Raw genomic sequence first — 17448 nt, 5'->3', positions numbered from 1 at the left:
GAGGTGCAAGTCCGGGGAGCCCGGGAAGCCGCCGAGCAGCCGCGACGCCGACACCGGGCTGTCCGGCTCGGCCCGGGGCCCCTACGCCGTCCCGGCCGCCGTGTCAGCCTCGTCAGCCGCGTCAGCCGCCGCGGCCTGCGCCACCAGCTCGAAGGCCGTCTTGCCGTCCAGGGACTCCCGCACGATGTCCGCGTGCCCCGCGTGCCGGGCGATCTCCTCCACCAGGTGCAGCAGCATCCACCGCATCGAGACCTTGCCGTCCTTCGGGAACCACGGCGCCGGAGGCAGCGGGAAGGTCTCGTCCAGACCGGGCAGTGCGGCCACGAACTCCGCCGTCTGCGCGGCCACGTCGTCCCAGAAGGCGAGGATCTGCGGGACCGTCTCCTCGCCGACGAGCCGGAAGCTGTCGCCCCAGGTCTCCTCCGTGCGCTGGAGCTCGTTCGGCCGCTGCTGCGCCAGCCGCAGCCAGTTGAGCTCGCACTCCGCGACGTGCTTCAGCAGCCCCGACAGGGACAGCTCGCTCGCGCTCGGCCGGCTCGCCGCCTGCGCCTCGCTCAGGCCGAGCACCGAGCGGCGCAGCCCCCCGCGCTGGGCCTCCACGAAGGACAGGAGCGCGCCGCGCTCGTCGCCGTAGGACTCGGAGGGAACGTGAGTGACCATGCTGACCAACCGCCTTCGTGGGTTTCTCCTGCTGACGAGAACCACGCTACGGAGGGTTGCGGTCAGTTCCTGTCCTCAATAGGCACCGGGAACCCGCGCGTCCCGGACTAGAAGGGGAAGTGGCTGCGCCCGTGCTGGACCGAGATCCACTTCTGGGTGGTGAAGGCCTCCACCGTCGCGTCGCCGTTCAGCCGGCCCAGCCCCGAAGCCTTCTCCCCGCCGAACGCGGCGAGCGGCTCGTCCCCGATGGTGGAGTCGTTGACGTGGATCATCCCCGTCTCGATGCGCTGCGCGAACCGGACCCCGCGCTCCACGTCCCGCGAGTGCACGGCGCCGCTCAGCCCGTACGGGGTCGCGTTGGTCAGCCGTACGGCCTCCTCCTCGCCGTCGAAGACCACCAGCAGCGCCACCGGGCCGAAGATCTCCTGCCCCAGCAGCGGGGAGTCCTCGGGGAGGCCGGCCAGGACGGTCGGCTCCACCAGGTTGCCGCGCGTAGACCCCCGTACGAGCGCCCGCGCGCCTTCCTCGACGGCGCGGTCCACCAGCGCGGTCAGGGCGTCGGCCTGGAACGAGTTGATCAGCGGGCCGATCTGGGTGTCCGCCTCGTGCGGGTCGCCGGTCTTCAGGCCGCGCACCCGCGCGATGAACTTCTCGGTGAACTCCTCCGCGATCGAGGCGTCCACGAGGATCCGGTTGGCGGCCATGCAGACCTGGCCCTGGTAGACGAACCGGCTGAAGACGGCCGCGTCCACCGCGTAGTCGAGGTCGGCGTCGTCCAGGACGACCAGCGCGCTGTTGCCGCTGAGCTCCAGGACCGTCCGCTTGAAGTGCCGGGCGGCGACCTCGCCGACGTGCCGGCCGACCCGGTCGGAGCCGGCGAAGGAGATGACCTTCGGGACGGGGTGCGTCAGGAGCGCGTCGCCGATCTCGGCGATGTCGGTGACCAGCACGTTGAGCAGGCCGGCCGGCAGCCCGGCGTCCTCGAAGATCTTGGCGATGAGCCCGCCGCCGACCACCGGGGCGTTCTGGTTCGGCTTGATCACGACCGCGTTGCCCAGCGCCAGTGCCGGGGCGACCGACTTCAAGGTGACCAGGAACGGGAAGTTGAAGGGGCTGATCACGGTGATCACGCCGACCGGGAGGCGCTGCACCCGGTTCTCCTTGCCCGCGACGGGCGAGGAGAGGATCCGGCCCTCGGGGCGGACGGCCAGCTGGATCGACTCGCGGATGAACTCCTTGGCGAGGTAGACCTCGTACTCGGCCTTGGGACGGGTCCCGCCGAGCTCGTCGATCATCGCCTCGACGATTTCCTTCTCGCGCTCCTCGGTGATCCGCAGGGCGCGTTCGAGGATCTCGCGTCTGGTGTACGGGCTGGTGGCGGCCCATTCTCTCTGGGCCCGCTCGGAGGCGCGGTAGGCCTGGTCCACCTGCTCGACGGTGGCGACGGTGATGGCCGCGAGCTTCTCACCGTTGTACGGATTGACGTCGATGATGTCCCACGAACCGGTTCCGGCCAGCCATTCGCCGTCTATGTACTGGTGGGCCACGTCGGTGAATATGGACATGCCATCCCTTACTGCGAGCGCGCACCCGTGCGCTGCACCGGAGACCGATCGGTCATCATGCACTGATCAGACGTCATACTACGTGCGAATCAAGACAGTTGGAGCAGACCGCGTAGCAGATCCCGGGTCCGCTCGGGATCCGGGCAATCGGCCTGGAGCCGCTCCATCGCCCTTGCGTACTGCGCCACTTCCTCTTCTTTGTCCAGGTAGAGGGCGCTGGTGAGCTGTTCCAGATAGACGATGTCCTGGAGGTCCGACTCGGGGAAACGGAGCAGGGTGAAGGCTCCGCTCTCGCCCGCGTGACCGCCGAAGGAGAAGGGCATCACCTGGAGCTGGACGTTGGGGCGCTGGGAGACCTCGATGAGGTGCTCCAGCTGACCCCGCATGACGTCCCGGTCGCCGTACGGGCGGCGCAGTGCGGCCTCGTCGAGGACGGCGTGGAAGACCGGGGCGTTCTCGGAGACGAGGACCTTCTGCCGCTCCAGGCGGAGCGCGACGCGACGGTCGATCTCGGCCGCGGCGGCGCCGGGCATGCCGCGCTTGACGACGGCGTGCGCGTAGGCCTCGGTCTGCAGCAGGCCGTGGATGAACTGGACTTCGTAGATGCGGATCAGGGAGGCGGCGCCTTCGAGCCCGATGTACGTCTGGAACCAGTTCGGCAGTACGTCGCCGTAACTGTGCCACCAGCCCGCGGCGTTGGCCTCGCGGACGAGCCCGAGGAGGGACTCCCGCTCCGCGCCGTCCGTGACCCCGTAGAGCGTGAGGAGGTCCTCGACGTCCCTGGCCTTGAAGCTCACCCTTCCCAACTCCAAGCGGCTGATCTTCGATTCGGATGCGCGGATCGAGTAGCCGGCCGCCTCACGTGTGATGCCGCGGGATTCTCGGAGTCGCCTGAGCTGTGAGCCCAGGAGGATGCGGCGCACCACAGAACCACTGGCTTCTGCGGTCACTTGTCCTGCCCTCCCCATCGCGATGGTTGCGCGTTGGTCTACGCGTGCGTGCTGCGTGTGCGTCGCGGGGCCCCCGCACCCCTAGGGGCCGCAGTCTGCCACCAAAACGCTTCGCTCCGTACTCGTTCTGTAACGGAATCCGGCGTCCCGGAAAAGAAGTCCGTCAGGATGCGTAGGAAGAAATGAGCAAGAACCGTCACGGGAGTGGACAGGTCCGGCGCGTGCACGTGCATCTGCCCTTGCATCTGACTTCCGCATTCGGAACGATGGTCCCCGCGCACCTGCGTGCTCTTCGCGCCGGCGCCGGACCCACCCCGCAGTTCTTTTTGGACAGAGTCACCGCTCAGTCCGCGAATCCCGGGAGTGCCTCGCATGGGGACGAATGGATCGACCATGCTCGAGCCGTTACGGCAGGGGCTTCCCCCGGTCGACCCCACGGCTGTCTCCGGGTCCGCCTCCTGCGCTCTGCCCGCCCGCTACGAGGCGGTGCGGGGCGCCCGTTCGTTCACCAGGTCCACGCTGTCCCAGTGGGGCCTGGACGAGCGCTTCGACGACGTGGCCCTCGTCGTCTCCGAACTCGTCACCAACGCGCTGCGCCACGCCCTGCCGGACGACGCGCGCGGTACGACGGGCGAGCCGGAGGCGCCGGTACGGCTGCACCTGATGCGGTGGAGCACCCGCCTGGTGTGCGCGGTACGGGACCCCAGCGAGGACCGGCCGGGGGGCTCGTTCACACCCGAGCGGACGGACGAGAACTGCGACCTGGAGTCCGGGCGCGGGCTGTTCCTGGTGGACTCGTACAGCGACACCTGGGGCTGGCACCCGCTCGCGGGACGGCTGACCGGCAAGGTGGTCTGGGCGCTGTTCATGCTCCAGGACTGAGCACGGGATCCGGCCGGGGGCCCGGCTGGAGACCGGCTGAGGACCGGCCGGGGGCGACGGGGTGCCGACCGGGGGACGAATCGTCAGACAAGCGACAACTGGCCGGGGTTGATCATTTCGATCAGTCCCGGCCAGTGCACGTGCATGGCGCGATCACGGCGCTGTTCCCTCGAATGCCCGTCAGGCGATCAGGTGGTCGAACTCGCCGTCCTTGACGCCCAGCAGCAGCGCCTCTATCTCGGCCGGCGTGTACACGAGTGCCGGGCCGTCCGGAAAGCGTGAATTGCGCATGGCGACACCGCCGCCCGGCAGTTTGGCGAACTCCACGCAGGATCCCTGCGAGTTGCTGTGTCGGCTCTTCTGCCAGGTCACGCCGCCGAGTTCTGCAGCTGCCATCCCGTTGTACGCGTGGTCCACAGGAAGCCCCCGATAGTGCAGATGTCAACTCCACCGGATCATAGCTGTGTTCATAAGCGCCTGCATGGGCAGATGCACGTGCACGCGCAGTGCTCCCTTGATCACAGTTCAGGGGCGCAGCGCCCCGGAGAGCGCCTCCGGCGATTCCGGCAGCTGCTCGGCGGCTCCCCGCAGCACCCCTGACTCCGGGGCGTTCCAGCTGGTCAGGAGGGTGCGGACGCCCTCCCACTCCCGCACCCGGCGCTCGCGCACCGCCTTCGCCCCCGCCTCCGTCTCCGTCCGCAGGGCCTTCGTGGGCCTTCACGGGCTTTCATGAGCCTTCGCGGGCCTTCGTGACCTTTCAGGACTTCTTCAGCCGTCTCCCGCTACCGTCGGGCGGGCCGCCGGCCGGCGGGTCTTTGGAAGGTGGGTACGCGCATGCTCCGGAACGCCCTTGAGCCCTGGCACCTGGCGATCCTGCTGATCGTCTGTCTGCTGGTGTTCGGTTCGAAGAGGCTCCCCGACATGGCCCGCGGGGTCGGCAAGTCGCTGCGCATCCTGAAGGCGGAGACGCGGGCGCTGCGCACGGAGGAACAGCCTCCGCCGAAGGAGGCGGCCCGGGCGGAGGAGACTGCCTAGGCCGTCAAAGTGGCGCCTGGCCCCGCTTTGACGGCAGGGCCTAGCGCGGCAGGGGGGTGTGGCCGGCGCCCATCCGGGCCCGGTCGGCGGCCGCCGTGCCGTCCTCCCAGCCCGCGTGGTCGGTGGCTCCGCGCAGCCGGGTCGTGGTGGTCCGGGGGAACATCTCGTCGGCCCGGGAGGTCACCGCGACATCGCGGGCGACCAGGGCGGGCAGGTTGTCCGGGGCCTCGCTCGCGGTGTGCTCGGCGGTCTCGGCGAGCCGCTGGCCGAGCCTGCTGGCGTAGGCGAGCAGGAAGGACTGCCGGAAGGTCTTGGTCCGCTTGCGGCCGCCGGAGCGCTGGGCCGCCTCGGCCCGGGTCATGGCGGCGTTCCCCTGCACGAGCAGCGAGGTGTGGAGCAGCTCGACGGCCTCCAGATCGCTCTCGAACCCCACCACCGTGGAGAACTCGAATGCGCTGTTCCACACCGCCCGGCAGCGGTTGGCGGTGGCCACCGCGTCCAGCAGCACCGCCTTGGCCTCCTCGTACGGCGGCTCGACCCCGATCCGGCGGGCGCCGGGCACCTGGGCCGGGCCCTTGCCGCTCGCCGCGAGCAGCGCCTCGTCCACGGTGTGCCGGGCCATCAGCTCCTGCGCCTTGGCGCTGAGCGCCTCCGCCTCCTCCGGGAAGGTGGTCGCCTCGGCCTTCGCGAGCAGGGCGCGGATCCGTCCCAGCATGCGCGGCTCGATGTGCGCGTGTTCCAGAGCGTCGGCCGCCGGGTCGCCCGGGACGGGGCCCACCGGTTCGATGGAGGGCAGCCGGACCAGCAGCCGCAGCACCTCCAGCAGCGCGGTCGCCAGGCTGAACCGGTCCGCCTTCTCGCGCCGCGCGAGCCGCTCCCCGTACGCGGTGTCGTCCGCGCCGTCCGTCCACCAGACCTCGGCGTCGGTCCACCCCTCGGGCAGCCGGGCGTAGCGCCGAGCCTCGCCGGCGATCAGGTCGCCGGTGATCCGTATGTGCCGCTCTTCGAGGTCCCGCCGCACCAGCCGCAGGACGTCGGCCGGCTGCCAGCCCCGCTCCCAGGCCTGCCGCAGATACGCCTCGCCGCGCGCCAGCAGCTCCCGCCCGGCCTCGCCCCACCGGCCGGGATCGGCGGCGAGCAGCGAGGCGCCGGTGTCGAGCCCGGTGTCGTCCTGGGCGTAGAGGGCGGCGGCGAAGGCGCGGTCGACGGTGTCTTTCACACCACCCAGCTTGGCACGCCCGCCCCACCGCCCCCGCCCTGGCCGGACGCCGCCGATCCGGGGCGGGAGGGGGCGGGAGGGGGCGGCGTGCGGGGCGGTGGGCGGGCGGTGTCAGACCGGGGTGGGACACTCGCACCCATGAGCGACCCCACCCCCCACTGGGCCCTCGCCGAGGACGGCGACGGGTGGTGGCACGCCGCCCCGGTCGGCGGTGGCGGTCCGGCGGGCCCGTATCCCGGCCCGGCGCCCGCGCCCGGCGCCGCCGGTCCGGCGGGCCGGTATGCCGACCCCGCCGCCGCGGTCGCCGCGGCGCCGGCCGGCACCCGGTGGATCTGGCGCTCCACCTCCGCCGTCTACCCCCGCCTCCTCGCCTCCGGCGTGACGGTCGACCGCTGCTACGACATCGAGAACTCCGAGCTGCTCCTGCTCCGCCACGAGGGCCGCTACGGCGAACCCCGCTCGGCCGCCGCCGCCTGGGCCCGCCTCACCGGCGGCCCCGTCCCGCCCGACCCCCCGCAGCGCGCCGCCGAGCCCGGCACCCAGGACTCCCTCTTCGACCCCCGGCCGGCCCCGCTCCCCCTCGACGCCCTGCTCGCCGTCCACGCGGACCAGAGCGCCCGGCACGCCCGTACCGCCCATCCCGACCGGATGCGCCTGCTGACCGCCTCCGAGTCGGCCGCCTTCCTCGTCGCCGCCGAGATGCACCGCGCCGGTCTGCCCTGGCGGGCCGACACCCACCGCGCCCTGCTCACCGAGCTGCTCGGCGAGCGCTACGCCGGCGGCGGCCAGCCCCGCCGCCTCGCCGAGCTCGCGGACCGGATCTCCGACGCGTTCGGCCGCCGCGTCCGCCCCGATCTGCCCGCCGACGTCATCAAGGCCTTCGCCGAGGCCGGCATCAAGCTCAAGTCCACCCGCCGCTGGGAGATCCAGGAGATCGACCACCCGGCCGTGGAGCCCCTCGTCGAGTTCAAGAAGCTGTACCGGATCTACACCGCGCACGGCTGGTCCTGGCTGGCCGACTGGGTCCACGACGGTCGGTTCCGCCCCGAGTTCATCCCCGGCGGCACCTTCACCGGCCGCTGGGTCACCAACGGCGGCGGGGCCCTGCAGATCCCGAAGGTGATCCGGCGGGCGGTCGTCGCCGACCCGGGCTGGCGACTCGTCGTCGCCGACGCCGACCAGATGGAGCCCCGCGTGCTGGCCGCGATCTCCCGCGATCCCGCCTTCATGGAGGTCGCCGGCCGGCCGGAGGACCTCTACACCGCCATCTCCCGCCAAGGCTTCGCCGGTGACCGGGACATGGCCAAGCTCGCCGTCCTCGGCGCCGTCTACGGTCAGACCTCCGGCGACGGCCTGAAGAACCTGGCCGCGCTGCGCCGCCGCTTCCCGCGGGCCGTGGCCTATGTGGACGAGGCCGCCAAGGCCGGCGAGGAGGGCCGCCTCGTACGGACCTGGCTGGGCCGCACCTGCCCGCCCCCGGCCGCCTCCGAGCACGGCGACACCGACGGCGAGGCCGGGATCCCCCAGGACGCCCCGCAGTCCTCCGCCCCGGACCGCGAGGACGGCCGGACCCCGGCCTACGCCTCCTCCCACAGCCGCGCCCGCGGCAGGTTCACCCGTAACTTCGTCGTCCAGGGCAGCGCCGCCGACTGGGCGCTGCTCCTGCTCGCGGCGCTCCGCCAGGCCATCGCCGCCGCCGGCATGCGCGCCGAGCTGGTGTTCTTCCAGCACGACGAGGTGATCGTGCACTGCCCCGCCGAGGAGGCCGAGGCCGTCGCCGAGGCCATCCGCGCGGCCGGGGACCGGGCCGGCCGCATCGCGTTCGGCGACACCCCGGTCCGGTTCCCCTTCACCACCGCGATCGTGGAGTGCTACGCCGACGCCAAGTGAGGTGTCAGCCGAACCACTTCGGGTCGAGCGCGATCGTCCTGAGCTGCTCCATCGTCAGGGCGGGCTCCTTCCGCGTCGCCGGCTTGGCCTGGTTGCCGGTGTTGAAGGCGGAGACCACCACCCGGCGGCCGTCGGGGCGCAGCGTGTCGACCGTCCACCAGAGCACGCCCGCGCCGCCCTTCTCGCCGGGCTGCTTGGTCTCCAGCACCTTGGTGCCGTCGGGCAGGGTGGCAGCGCCGCCCATCCGGCCGCCGAGCGCCTCGCCCATGCTCTCCTGCACGTTGACCTGCACGAGCGACGCGCCCCTGCCGTCGTCGAGCACGAGGTACGCGTAGTCGCCCTCGCCGCCCTTGGAGGCGACCGTGATCCCGTTCTTCGGGACGAGCGACTCCAGGACGGCGCGCGCGTCCGCCCTGGCCGGGAGCTCCGGCGGCGCGGCGACGTTGACCTGGCTGTGGCCGCCGCCGCTGCCGCCCGCGCCGTCGAACAGGCCGCCGGTGTAGGCGCCGCCGGTGGCGATCGCGCCCAGGGCGAGCACCGACACGCCGAACACGGCCGCCCGGCGGCGCGCCACGAGGCGTCGGCCGCGCCGCTCGCCGGCCTCGACGAGGGCGTGCCCGTCGGTGGTGAAATCGTCCCCGGCCCGCCGGAGGGCGTTGCCGAGCTCATCTTCGAAGGGCATGCGGAACCAGACCTTTCCACTTCATGGGGTTACGGGGCAGGGGCGGGCGGGGGTCCGCTCGTTCAGTTTCGGGCGAACTCGGCCAGACTGCCGCCCAGTTGCTCCCGCAGCCGGGCGAGCGCCCGCGTGCTGCGGGTGCGTACGGCCGCCGAGCTGGCGTTCATCGCGTCGGCGGTCTCCTCGACGCTGCGGTCCTCCCAGTACCGCAGCACCAGCACCGCCCGGTCCTTCGGCGCCAGCCGCCCCAGGGCGTCCAGCAGCGTCAGCCGCAGCGCCGGATCGGCGCCGCCGGCCGCTCCCTCCGCGTCGGGGAACTCCCCGACCGGGCGCTCCCCCGCCGAGCGGCGCCGCCGGTGCGTCAGGAACGCCCGCACCAGCACCGTCTGCGCGTAGGCCGCGGGGTTGTCGATCCGCGAGACCCGCCCCCAGAGCAGGTACATGCGCCCCAGGGTCTCCTGTACGAGGTCCTCCGCGAGGTGGGTGTCCCCGCTCGTCAGCAGACAGGCGGACCGGTACAGGTGCCCCGACCGGCCAGCCGCGAACTCGCGGAACCCTGATCTGTCCCGGCGCCCCTGCCGCATGAACTCCCCCTCGCGTCCGTCTCACCCCACTGACGCGGTGACGGCACGGGAATGTTTCAGTCCAGCTCGTGGAAGTAGACGTGGAACTCCTCGCGTACGAAGCCCTCCGACTCGTACAGCGCCTGCGCGGCGTCGTTGTCGTACGCCGTCTCCAACTGCACGCCCGCCACCCCGGCTTCTCCGGCGCGCCGCAGCACCTCCCGCAGCAGCGCCCGGCCCGCGCCGCCGCGCCGCCCGGAGGGGGCCACGTACAGGTCGTACAGGATCCACACCGGCCGCATCGCGAGCGACGAGAACGTCCGGTAGACCTGCGCGAACCCGACCGTGCCGACCCCGGGCAGGTCGGCGAGCAGGACCAGGGACTCGCCGGCCCGGATCCGCTCGGCGAGGAAGGCGCGGGGGCGGTCCGGGTCCTCCACGGCGACGCCGTAGAAGTCCAGGTAGCCGCGGAACAGCCCGGCCGCCGTCTCGATGTCTTCCTCGCCCGCGGCGCGCAGCACGACCGTGGGGTCGCCCTGCGGCGCTTGTGCCTGACCGCTCATGTACGTCTTCTCCCTCGCCCCCGGCGCACGCCGGGGCCGGGGCCATTGTGCGCGGGGGCGGGGGTTCAGTGCGTTCCGGGGACCGGTTGGGCGCTGAGGCTGTAGACGTGGTCCGGGGTCACCGTCTCGGTGATGGCCTCGCCGAACAGGGAGCTGGGTTCGCGGCCCTGGTAGGAGATGTCCGTGTTGAGCAGCACCACCAGCGTCGCCTTCGCCCCGGGGAGGTACAGGGTCAGGGACTGGTAGCCGGGCAGCGAGCCGTTGTGCCCGATCCAGCCGCCCACGTTGAAGATGCCCAGGCCGTAGCCGGCGTCCGGCCGGTCCCCGGCCCGGGTGACCTTCAGCCGCTGGGCCTGGGTGGCGGGCGTGAGCAGCTCGCCGGTGGCCAGCACCTTCGCCCACTGCTTCAGGTCGCCGAGCTGGGAGATCATCGCTCCGGCCGCCCAGCCCCAGGAGGGGTTCCAGTCGGCGGAGTCCTCGACCTTGCCGGTGGCGGTCTGGTCCGTGTAGCCCTGGGAGTGCGGCCGGGGGAACTCCGCGCCCTTGGGGAAGAGCGTGTGGGTCAGCCCGGCGGGTTTGACGACCTTCTCGTTGATGTAGTCGGCGAGTTTCTGCCCGGTCATCTTCTCCACCACCAACCCCAGCAGGATCAGGTTGGTGTTGCAGTAGTCGAACTTCGCGCCGGGCGCGAACAGCACCGGGTGCTTGAAGGAGTAGCCGAGCAGCTCCTGCGGGGTGAAGGGGCGCCGCGGATCGCTCGTCAGGGCCTTGAAGAAGTCCGGGTCCTCGGAGTAGTTGTAGAGGCCGCTGCGCATCCCGGCCAGTTCGCGCAGGGTGATCCGGTTCCCGTTCGGCACGCCCGCGACGTACTTCCCGATGGGGTCGTCCAGCCCGACCTTGCCCTCGTCGACCAGCTGGAGCAGGGCCGTCACCGTGAAGGTCTTGGTCTCACTGCCGATACGCATGTACATGTCGGTGGTTATCGGCGCGCGCGTCGCCTTGTCGGAGATCCCGAAGGTGCGGACGTACTCGCCCTTGCCCGGGGCCGACAGGGAGACCATCACCCCGGGCACCTTGGTCTCGGCCATCACCTGACGCACGACCTGGTCCAGTTGCCGGGCCACCTCGGGCGTCAGCCGGGGAAACGCGTCGGACCGCGGCTGCGGGGCCGGGGAGACCGAGGTCGAGGTCGACGCCGAGGTCGCGCGCGTCACGGCCTGCCCCGCGTTCCCCGCGTGGACCGCTCCCGCTCCAGCTCCCGCTCCCGCTCCCAGGGGCACCACCACCAGCCCCACCACGGCCGCTCCCACCGCGGCACAGCGCCACCGTGTCACCATGCCCGGCCTCCTGCCGCACGACGCCCAGGCCCCCCTGCCCCTCCAACGTAGCCCCGCCCCCACCCCCCGGCGACCGGTGGGTGGGACCCGTCAGCCGGCGGCGGTCGCGGTGGCCGCGACCCCGGCGAACAGGTCGTCCTCGGGCAGCGTCGTCGCCACGTGCGAGCGCGCCAGGTGGTAGTCCTCGGTGGGCCAGGCCGCCTGCTCGATGCCGAGGGGGCAGGACCGCTCCGGCCCGTCGGGGTTGATCTGCGTCTCGTGCGCGAGCAGGGCCCGCAGCCTGGCCGGGAACCACGCGGCGCACTCGACCTGGCTGGTGATCGCCCAGGGCTCCTCGAAGTCCGCGAGCTCCTTGAGCACCTCGCCGTGCGGGGAGTCCAGGCCGGCGGCCGTCATGGCCTCGTAGATCGCGCGGAAGTACGCCTTGCTGAAGGCGAGGGTGTAGTAGAGCTTGAGCGGCTGCCACGGCCCGCCGGTGCCCGGGTAGCGCTCCGGATCGCCCGCGGCGGCGAAGGCCTCGGCGCTGACCTGGTGGGTCTTGATGTGGTCCGGGTGCGGGTAGCCGCCGTTCTCGTCGTACGTGACCACCACGTGCGGCCGGAACGCGCGGATCGCCCCGACCAGCGGGCGGGCGGCCGTCTCCAGCGACTCCAGGGCGAAGCAGCCGTCGGGCAGCTCCTCGCCGGCGGCGGGCAGTCCGGAGTCGACGAAGCCCATGAACTCCTGCCGTACGCCGAGGATCTCGCGGGCCCGGTCCATCTCCAGCCGGCGCAGCCGGGGCAGGTCGGCCCACACCTCGGGGCGGTCCATGGCCGGGTTGAGCACGTCGCCGCGCTCTCCCCCGGTCATGGTGCACACCAGCACCTCGGCGCCCTCGGCCACGTAACGGGCCATGGTCGCCGCGCCCTTGCTGGACTCGTCGTCCGGGTGGGCGTGCACGGCCATCATGCGCAGTCCGCGGCGGAGTCCGGAGGCGGGCCCGCCTGCGGGGGTGGTCTTGGACACGGGGTTCTCCGATCGGCGGCAGGGGACGGGGAGTCAGGACCGGCCGGGTGCGCGGCGCGGGCAGAGGGCGGCGGGCACCAGGGTCGCCCCGCGAAGCGCCGCAGGTCGAGCAGGGGTGTCCGGGTGGTGCGCAGCGCGTGCGCCACGTAGCCGGCCAGGAAGGCGAACCCGGCAGCCAGCGCCACCGCCCGTACGGCGGCGTCCCGTTCGGCCCGGTCCGCCGGTACGATCCGCGCGGCCAGCGCCTGGCCGACGGGCTGCATGAGCCCGCCGCCGATGCCCTGGAGCAGCCGGAAGGCGATCAGCGAGGGCCCCGACCAGGCCGGGCCGCACAGCGCGGAGGCCGCGACGAACAGGGCGACGGAGCCGAGCCAGACCCGCTTGCCGCCGTAGCGCTTGCGTAGCCGACCGGACAGCGGGGCGGCGAAGGCGACGGTGAGCAGGTATCCGGTGCTGACCCACTGCACGGTGGTCACGGTGGTGCCGAGGCCGCCGGCCATGGCGATCGAGGCGGTCCCGCTCCTGCGCGGTCGACGTGCTCACGGGGCCTCCGGCGGTCGATGGGGACGACCAAAATTTATGTCGGTCATTAATTTATGTCAAACAAAAATTTATGACGGGCCCAAGGATTGACTAGGATGGTGCGCATGACCACGACACCCGCGGCATCCGCCGAGTCCCGGCCCGAGCCCGCCGAGGCCGCCGAGCGGGGCCTGCGCGACCGCAAGAAGCGCGAGACGCGTGACCGGCTGGCCCATGTCGCGACCCTGCTCTTCATCGAGCGCGGGTTCGAGCAGGTCACCATCGCGGAGATCGCCGAGGCCGCCCACGTCTCGAAGATGACCGTCAGCAACTACTTCCCCCTCAAGGAAGACCTGGTCTTCGACGCCGGCCAGAGCGTGCTGGACAGCCTCGCCCGCACGGTCCGCGAACGGGCCCCCGGCGAATCGGCCCTGCACGCACTGCGCCGCGCCTACCTCGCCACCCTGGGCGAACAGCACCCGCTGAACGGCCGCTGCACGACCGGGTTCGCCCGGCTCGTCCACGACAGCCCTCGACTGCGCGCCCGCGAGCGGGAGATCGACGAACAGCGCGAGGCCGCCCTCGCCGCGGCGCTCACCGAGGCGACGCGGGCCGCCGCGGACGATCCCGCGCCCGACTTGAGCGCGGCGCAACTGGCCTCCGTGCACCGCGTGCTGCACCGCACCGCCCGCGCCCTGATCCGACAGGACACCCCCGAGGACGCGCTCGTGGAGCGGCTCGCCGAACTGGCCCGGAACGCCTTCGCCGTACTGGAGCCCGCCCTGGGCGGCTACGCCACCCGGCCGATCAACGGCTAGTCCATCTCGCAGCCGACGGCGACCACCGCCCCCTAGCCTCCGGGGCCGCGTCCCACACCGACGCGGACGGGCCCCGAACCCGGCCAGACACGGCCTTGGCCGACACGGTCGAGCGGTGCCGCCGCGCACCAGACAGGACGCCCGCCCCGACGGCGGGCCGCTCGCGTACGCCTCACGCTCGACGAGCCTCAGCATCCGCTCGCCCACGCCGAGCAGCAACTGAAAGCCGGGCAGGTGGTAACGGCCCATCAGACCGCCGCTCGAAAGCGCCTGGCCCGCGTACGGGGCGGTGCTGATCAAGGTACGCACCTCCCTCCCCCATCCAGTCCCGACATCGAACCCACCCCCACTCGCGCGGAGGTGGACCCCATCCCAGAAACTGGCCCGAAACGTCCAGATGCGCCCCTTCCATCCCCCACCCCAGAACCCTGTTCAGGGCACCCCGATTCACCCTGTAGACTTGGCGCCGCTGCTGATGAGCGCCTTCCTCACCCGGAAGACGTGTCTCCGCAGCGGCGCCGCCTTAGCTCAGTTGGCCAGAGCAACGCACTCGTAATGCGTAGGTCTCGGGTTCGAATCCCGAAGGCGGCTCTGTAGAAGCCCCAGGACTCACTCGCCGTGACCTGGGGCTTTTGCTATTTCCGGAGGAGCGGGTGGAGGCGGGGCGGCGTCAACGCCCCGCTGGGGTCACCGCGCCGGGCGCGGCCGGGCTCAGCACTTCTTGCCGGGGGCCGGGGGCTTGCCCTCCAGGAGGTAGCGGTTGATCGCGGTGTCGACGCAGTCGCTGCCGCGTCCGTACGCCGTGTGGCCGTCGCCGTCGTACGTGAGGAGGGTGCCCGACTCCAGCTGGTCCGCCAGCGCCTGCGCCCACTTGTACGGGGTCGCCGGGTCGCGCAGGGTGCCCACCACCACGATCGGCGGAGCGCCCTTCGCCGCCAGCGCACGCGCCTCGCCCGTGGCCTTCACCGGCCAGTAGCCGCAGTTCAGCGAGGCCCAGGCGAGCCCCGCTCCGAACACCGGGGAGGCCTTCTCGAACGACGGCAGGGCCTTGTCCACCGCCTCCGGGCCGCTGAAGGCAGCGGGCTGGTCAATGCAGTTGACCGCGGCGTTCGCGAACATCAGGTTCGCGTACTTGCCGTCCGCGTCCCGCTCGTAGTAGCTGTCGGCGAGGCCCAGCAGCGAGGATCCGTCGCCGTTCATCGCCCCGGTCAGCGCCTCGCGCAGCTGCGGCCAGGCGCTCTCGTCGTACAGCGCCGCGATCACCCCGGTGGTCGCGAGGGACTCGCCCAGCGGGCGGGCCGGGTCACCGGAGGGCACGGGCTGGGCGTCGACCTTGCGGAAGAACTCCTTCAGGCGCTGCGCCACCTCCTGCGGGCTGCCCTTGCCGAGCGGGCAGTCGGGCTGCTTGGCGCAGTCCTTGGCGAAGGAGGTGAAGGCGGTCTCGAAGCCCGCCGTCTGGTCCCGGTTGAGTTCGAGCGCCGGACGGGAGGGGTCCATCGCCCCGTCGAGGACCAGCCTGCCGACACGGCCCGGGAAGAGCTCGGCGTACGTAGCGCCGAGGAAGGTGCCGTAGGAGGCGCCGACGTACGACAGCTTCTTGTCGCCCAGCGCCGACCGCAGGATGTCCATGTCGCGGGCGGCGTCCACGGTGGAGACGTGCGGCAGGATCCTCCGCGAGTGCTCCTCGCAGCCCGCCGCGAACTTCTTGAACGCCTCCACCAGCTTCGCTCGCTCCGCCGCGTCGTCCGGGGTCTGGTCCACCTGCGTGAACTCGTCCATCTCCGGGCCGGTCAGGCATTCGACGGGGCTGCTGCGGTCCACCCCGCGCGGGTCGAAGGAGACCATGTCGTACTGGGCGCGGACGGCCGCCGGGTAACCGATGCCCGCGTACGCCTGGAGGTACCCGATGCCGGAGCCGCCCGGTCCGCCCGGGTTGACCACGAGGGAGCCGAGCCGCTTGCCGGGGCCGGAGGCCTGGCGGCGGGCCACCGCGATGTCGATGTCCTGCCCGGATCCGGGCTTCGCGTAGTCCAGCGGGGCCTTCATCGTGGCGCACTGGAACCCGGGGACACCGCAGTCGCGCCAGCTCAGCTTCTGGTCGTAGTACGGGCGCAGCGCCGCCGGGATCTCGCCGGGCGCGGCGGAGCCCGCACCGGAGCCGGAGGACGACGCGGCGGCCCGGGGTGCTCCCGAACCGCCCGAGGTACACCCGGAGAGCAGCAGCCCGGCGGCTGCGATCACGGTCCCGGTGGTACGCAGCAGGCGACTGGTGTCCATGCCCGGGAGCCTACGGCCTGCCCGCGCCGCCCGCCGGGTGACGTCGAACCCGCCCGGCCGGCCGGCGACCGGGACGGGCCCGCCGCCGCGCGCGGACCGGCGCCCTCACGGGCGGGCCGCCTGATCACTCGGACGGGTGGGCCCGTCAACCGGGCGCCTTGGGCCACACCGACCCGGCCCGCTCAGCCCGCCCGGAGCGACATCGTCATGGCCTCGACGGCGAGGAGCGGGGCCACGTTCCGGTCGAGGGCGTTGCGGCACGCGATGATCGCCTCGATGCGCCGCAGCGTGCGCTCGGGACCCGACGCGCGGGCGATCCGGTCGAGGTCGTGGCGTATCTCCTCATTGGCGATGGCCACGGCCGAGCCGAGCTGGAGAGCCAGCACGTCCCGGTAGAACCCGGTCAGGTCGGTCAGCGCCAGGTCGAGGGTGTCGCGCTGGGTCCTCGTCCGGCGGCGCTTCTGCCGGTCCTCCAGCTCCTTCATCACGCCCGCCGTACCCCGGGGCATCCGGCCACCGGTCCCGGCGGCGGCGCCGAGCGCGGCCCGCAGCTCCTCGGTCTCCTTGGTGTCGACCTCCTCCGCGACCTGCTTGGCGTCCTCCGCGGCGGCGTCGATCAGCTCCTGCGCGGCCTTGAGGCAGCCGCCCACGTCGTCGACGCGGAGCGGGAGCTTCAGCACGGCGGCCCGCCGGGCCCGCGCCGCCTCGTCGGTGGCGAGCCGGCGGGCTCGGCCGATATGCCCCTGGGTCGCGCGGGCGGCGGCCGCGGCGACGGCGGGGTCGATGCCATCGCGCCGGACCAGCACATCGGCGACGGCGGAGACGGGCGGGGTGCGCAGGGTCAGATGCCGGCAGCGGGAGCGGATCGTGGGCAGCACGTCCTCCAGCGAGGGCGCGCACAGCAGCCACACCGTGCGCGGAGCGGGCTCCTCCACGGCCTTGAGCAGGACGTTGCCGGCGCCCTCGGTGAGCCGGTCGGCGTCCTCCAGGACGATGACCTGCCAGCGCCCCACGGCCGGCGACAGCTGGGCCCGGCGCACCAGGTTCCGGGTCTCCTTCACACCGATGGACAGCAGGTCGGTGCGGACGATCTCCACATCCGCATGCGTACCGATCAGGGTGGTGTGGCAGCCGTCGCAGAACCCGCACCCCGGCTCGCCGCCCAGCGCGCGGTCCGGGCTGGTGCACTGGAGGGCGGCCGCGAAGGCACGGGCGGCGGTGGACCGCCCGGAGCCGGGCGGCCCGGTGAACAGCCAGGCGTGGGTCATCTTGGAGGCGGCGGGCGGCGCGGTCCCGTCCGTGACGGCCGTGACGAGGGCGTCGGCGTCACGGGCGGCGGCGGCCAGCTGCGTCCGCACCCGCTCCTGACCCACCAGGTCGTCCCATACGGGCATCCCGCCCACCGCCTTTCGCCGTTCCGTCCGGTACCGATGCGCCGCCGCCGGTCCCGTCCGCGGACGGAACCGACGGCGACCGTCTGCTC

18 protein-coding genes, 1 tRNA gene and 1 pseudogene are annotated in these 17448 nt (G+C 72.6%); 5 read left to right on the top strand and 15 right to left on the bottom strand.

Features of this window, described 5'->3' with window-relative positions:
* Window positions 1-81: 81 nt before the first annotated feature.
* The 3 genes from EES41_RS20340 to EES41_RS20330 all read right to left on the bottom strand — a co-directional run bounded on the left by EES41_RS20340 (window position 82) and on the right by EES41_RS20330 (window position 3193).
* Window positions 82-660, bottom strand: coding sequence for a DinB family protein (locus tag EES41_RS20340; protein ID WP_174261707.1), 579 nt, complete (start codon window positions 658-660; stop codon window positions 82-84).
* Between the two features lie 107 nt (window positions 661-767).
* Window positions 768-2225 carry an aldehyde dehydrogenase family protein gene (locus tag EES41_RS20335; RefSeq protein WP_123079787.1) on the bottom strand — a complete coding sequence of 486 codons (1458 nt, stop codon included), beginning with the start codon at window positions 2223-2225 and terminating at the stop codon, window positions 768-770.
* An 89-nt stretch (window positions 2226-2314) separates the two neighbouring features.
* Window positions 2315-3193, bottom strand: a complete 879-nt coding sequence (locus tag EES41_RS20330; RefSeq protein ID WP_047960644.1) for a helix-turn-helix transcriptional regulator — start codon at window positions 3191-3193, stop codon at window positions 2315-2317.
* A 354-nt stretch (window positions 3194-3547) separates the two neighbouring features.
* Between EES41_RS20330 and EES41_RS20325 the strand changes: the two genes are divergently transcribed.
* Window positions 3548-4057 carry an ATP-binding protein gene (locus EES41_RS20325; RefSeq protein WP_037794166.1) on the top strand — a complete coding sequence of 170 codons (510 nt, stop codon included), beginning with the start codon at window positions 3548-3550 and terminating at the stop codon, window positions 4055-4057.
* Window positions 4058-4237: 180 nt separating this feature from the next.
* On the opposite strand, the gene EES41_RS20320 is transcribed toward EES41_RS20325, so the two are convergent.
* Together EES41_RS20320 and EES41_RS41505 are read right to left on the bottom strand one after the other, a co-directional pair.
* Window positions 4238-4474: a DUF397 domain-containing protein gene (locus tag EES41_RS20320; protein WP_008742531.1), complete on the bottom strand. Its 237-nt coding sequence runs from the start codon at window positions 4472-4474 to the stop codon at window positions 4238-4240.
* A gap of 108 nt (window positions 4475-4582) precedes the next feature.
* Window positions 4583-4726, bottom strand: a complete 144-nt coding sequence (locus tag EES41_RS41505; protein ID WP_164495892.1) for a hypothetical protein — start codon at window positions 4724-4726, stop codon at window positions 4583-4585.
* Between the two features lie 165 nt (window positions 4727-4891).
* Between EES41_RS41505 and tatA the strand changes: the two genes are divergently transcribed.
* Window positions 4892-5092 carry a Sec-independent protein translocase subunit TatA gene (gene tatA / locus EES41_RS20315; protein WP_123079786.1) on the top strand — a complete coding sequence of 67 codons (201 nt, stop codon included), beginning with the start codon at window positions 4892-4894 and terminating at the stop codon, window positions 5090-5092.
* A 40-nt stretch (window positions 5093-5132) separates the two neighbouring features.
* Here the strand turns inward: tatA and EES41_RS20310 are convergent, their stop codons facing one another.
* Window positions 5133-6311: a DUF2786 domain-containing protein gene (locus EES41_RS20310; RefSeq protein ID WP_123079785.1), complete on the bottom strand. Its 1179-nt coding sequence runs from the start codon at window positions 6309-6311 to the stop codon at window positions 5133-5135.
* A gap of 138 nt (window positions 6312-6449) precedes the next feature.
* On the opposite strand from EES41_RS20310, the gene EES41_RS20305 reads away from it, so the two are divergent.
* Window positions 6450-8201, top strand: a complete 1752-nt coding sequence (locus tag EES41_RS20305; RefSeq protein WP_123079784.1) for a bifunctional 3'-5' exonuclease/DNA polymerase — start codon at window positions 6450-6452, stop codon at window positions 8199-8201.
* Window positions 8202-8205: 4 nt separating this feature from the next.
* On the opposite strand, the gene EES41_RS20300 is transcribed toward EES41_RS20305, so the two are convergent.
* From EES41_RS20300 to EES41_RS20275, 6 genes are all read right to left on the bottom strand, one after another.
* Window positions 8206-8883 (bottom strand): hypothetical protein, encoded by a 678-nt coding sequence (locus EES41_RS20300; RefSeq protein WP_123079783.1) that lies wholly within the window; start codon window positions 8881-8883, stop codon window positions 8206-8208.
* Window positions 8884-8945: 62 nt separating this feature from the next.
* The gene (locus EES41_RS20295; RefSeq protein ID WP_123079782.1) at window positions 8946-9464 is read right to left on the bottom strand and encodes a SigE family RNA polymerase sigma factor; all 519 of its coding nucleotides are present in this window, start codon (window positions 9462-9464) and stop codon (window positions 8946-8948) included.
* Window positions 9465-9520: 56 nt separating this feature from the next.
* Window positions 9521-10006: a GNAT family N-acetyltransferase gene (locus tag EES41_RS20290; RefSeq protein ID WP_123079781.1), complete on the bottom strand. Its 486-nt coding sequence runs from the start codon at window positions 10004-10006 to the stop codon at window positions 9521-9523.
* A 65-nt stretch (window positions 10007-10071) separates the two neighbouring features.
* Entirely contained in the window at window positions 10072-11343 is a 1272-nt protein-coding gene (locus EES41_RS20285) for a serine hydrolase (RefSeq protein ID WP_123079780.1), read from the bottom strand.
* A gap of 90 nt (window positions 11344-11433) precedes the next feature.
* A complete protein-coding gene (gene mca, locus EES41_RS20280) occupies window positions 11434-12288 on the bottom strand; it encodes a mycothiol conjugate amidase Mca (protein WP_123082589.1) in 855 nt (284 codons plus the stop codon).
* Entirely contained in the window at window positions 12288-12848 is a 561-nt protein-coding gene (locus tag EES41_RS20275) for an MFS transporter (RefSeq protein ID WP_123079779.1), read from the bottom strand. The genes mca and EES41_RS20275 overlap by 1 nt, the downstream gene beginning before the upstream one ends.
* A gap of 147 nt (window positions 12849-12995) precedes the next feature.
* Between EES41_RS20275 and EES41_RS20270 the strand changes: the two genes are divergently transcribed.
* Window positions 12996-13688 carry a TetR/AcrR family transcriptional regulator gene (locus tag EES41_RS20270; protein WP_123082588.1) on the top strand — a complete coding sequence of 231 codons (693 nt, stop codon included), beginning with the start codon at window positions 12996-12998 and terminating at the stop codon, window positions 13686-13688.
* A gap of 156 nt (window positions 13689-13844) precedes the next feature.
* On the opposite strand, the pseudogene EES41_RS43095 reads toward EES41_RS20270, so the two are convergent.
* Window positions 13845-13958 (bottom strand): annotated as a pseudogene (locus tag EES41_RS43095) (deaminase); the annotation flags it as partial.
* A 247-nt stretch (window positions 13959-14205) separates the two neighbouring features.
* Between EES41_RS43095 and EES41_RS20265 the strand changes: the two are divergent.
* A tRNA-Thr gene (locus EES41_RS20265) sits at window positions 14206-14279 on the top strand.
* A gap of 120 nt (window positions 14280-14399) precedes the next feature.
* On the opposite strand, the gene EES41_RS20260 is transcribed toward EES41_RS20265, so the two are convergent.
* Window positions 14400-15965: an alpha/beta hydrolase gene (locus EES41_RS20260; RefSeq protein ID WP_123079778.1), complete on the bottom strand. Its 1566-nt coding sequence runs from the start codon at window positions 15963-15965 to the stop codon at window positions 14400-14402.
* A gap of 182 nt (window positions 15966-16147) precedes the next feature.
* A complete protein-coding gene (locus EES41_RS20255; RefSeq protein ID WP_123082587.1) occupies window positions 16148-17359 on the bottom strand; it encodes a DNA polymerase III subunit delta' in 1212 nt (403 codons plus the stop codon).
* Window positions 17360-17448: the final 89 nt, after the last annotated feature.

Origin of the sequence: Streptomyces sp. ADI95-16, from assembly GCF_003721495.1 — a bacterium.
In the GTDB taxonomy this organism is placed as follows: Bacteria; Actinomycetota; Actinomycetes; order Streptomycetales; family Streptomycetaceae; genus Streptomyces; species Streptomyces goshikiensis.
The sequence above is the reverse complement of the archived record's forward strand: the minus strand, read 5'-3'. Positions and strand labels throughout refer to the sequence as shown.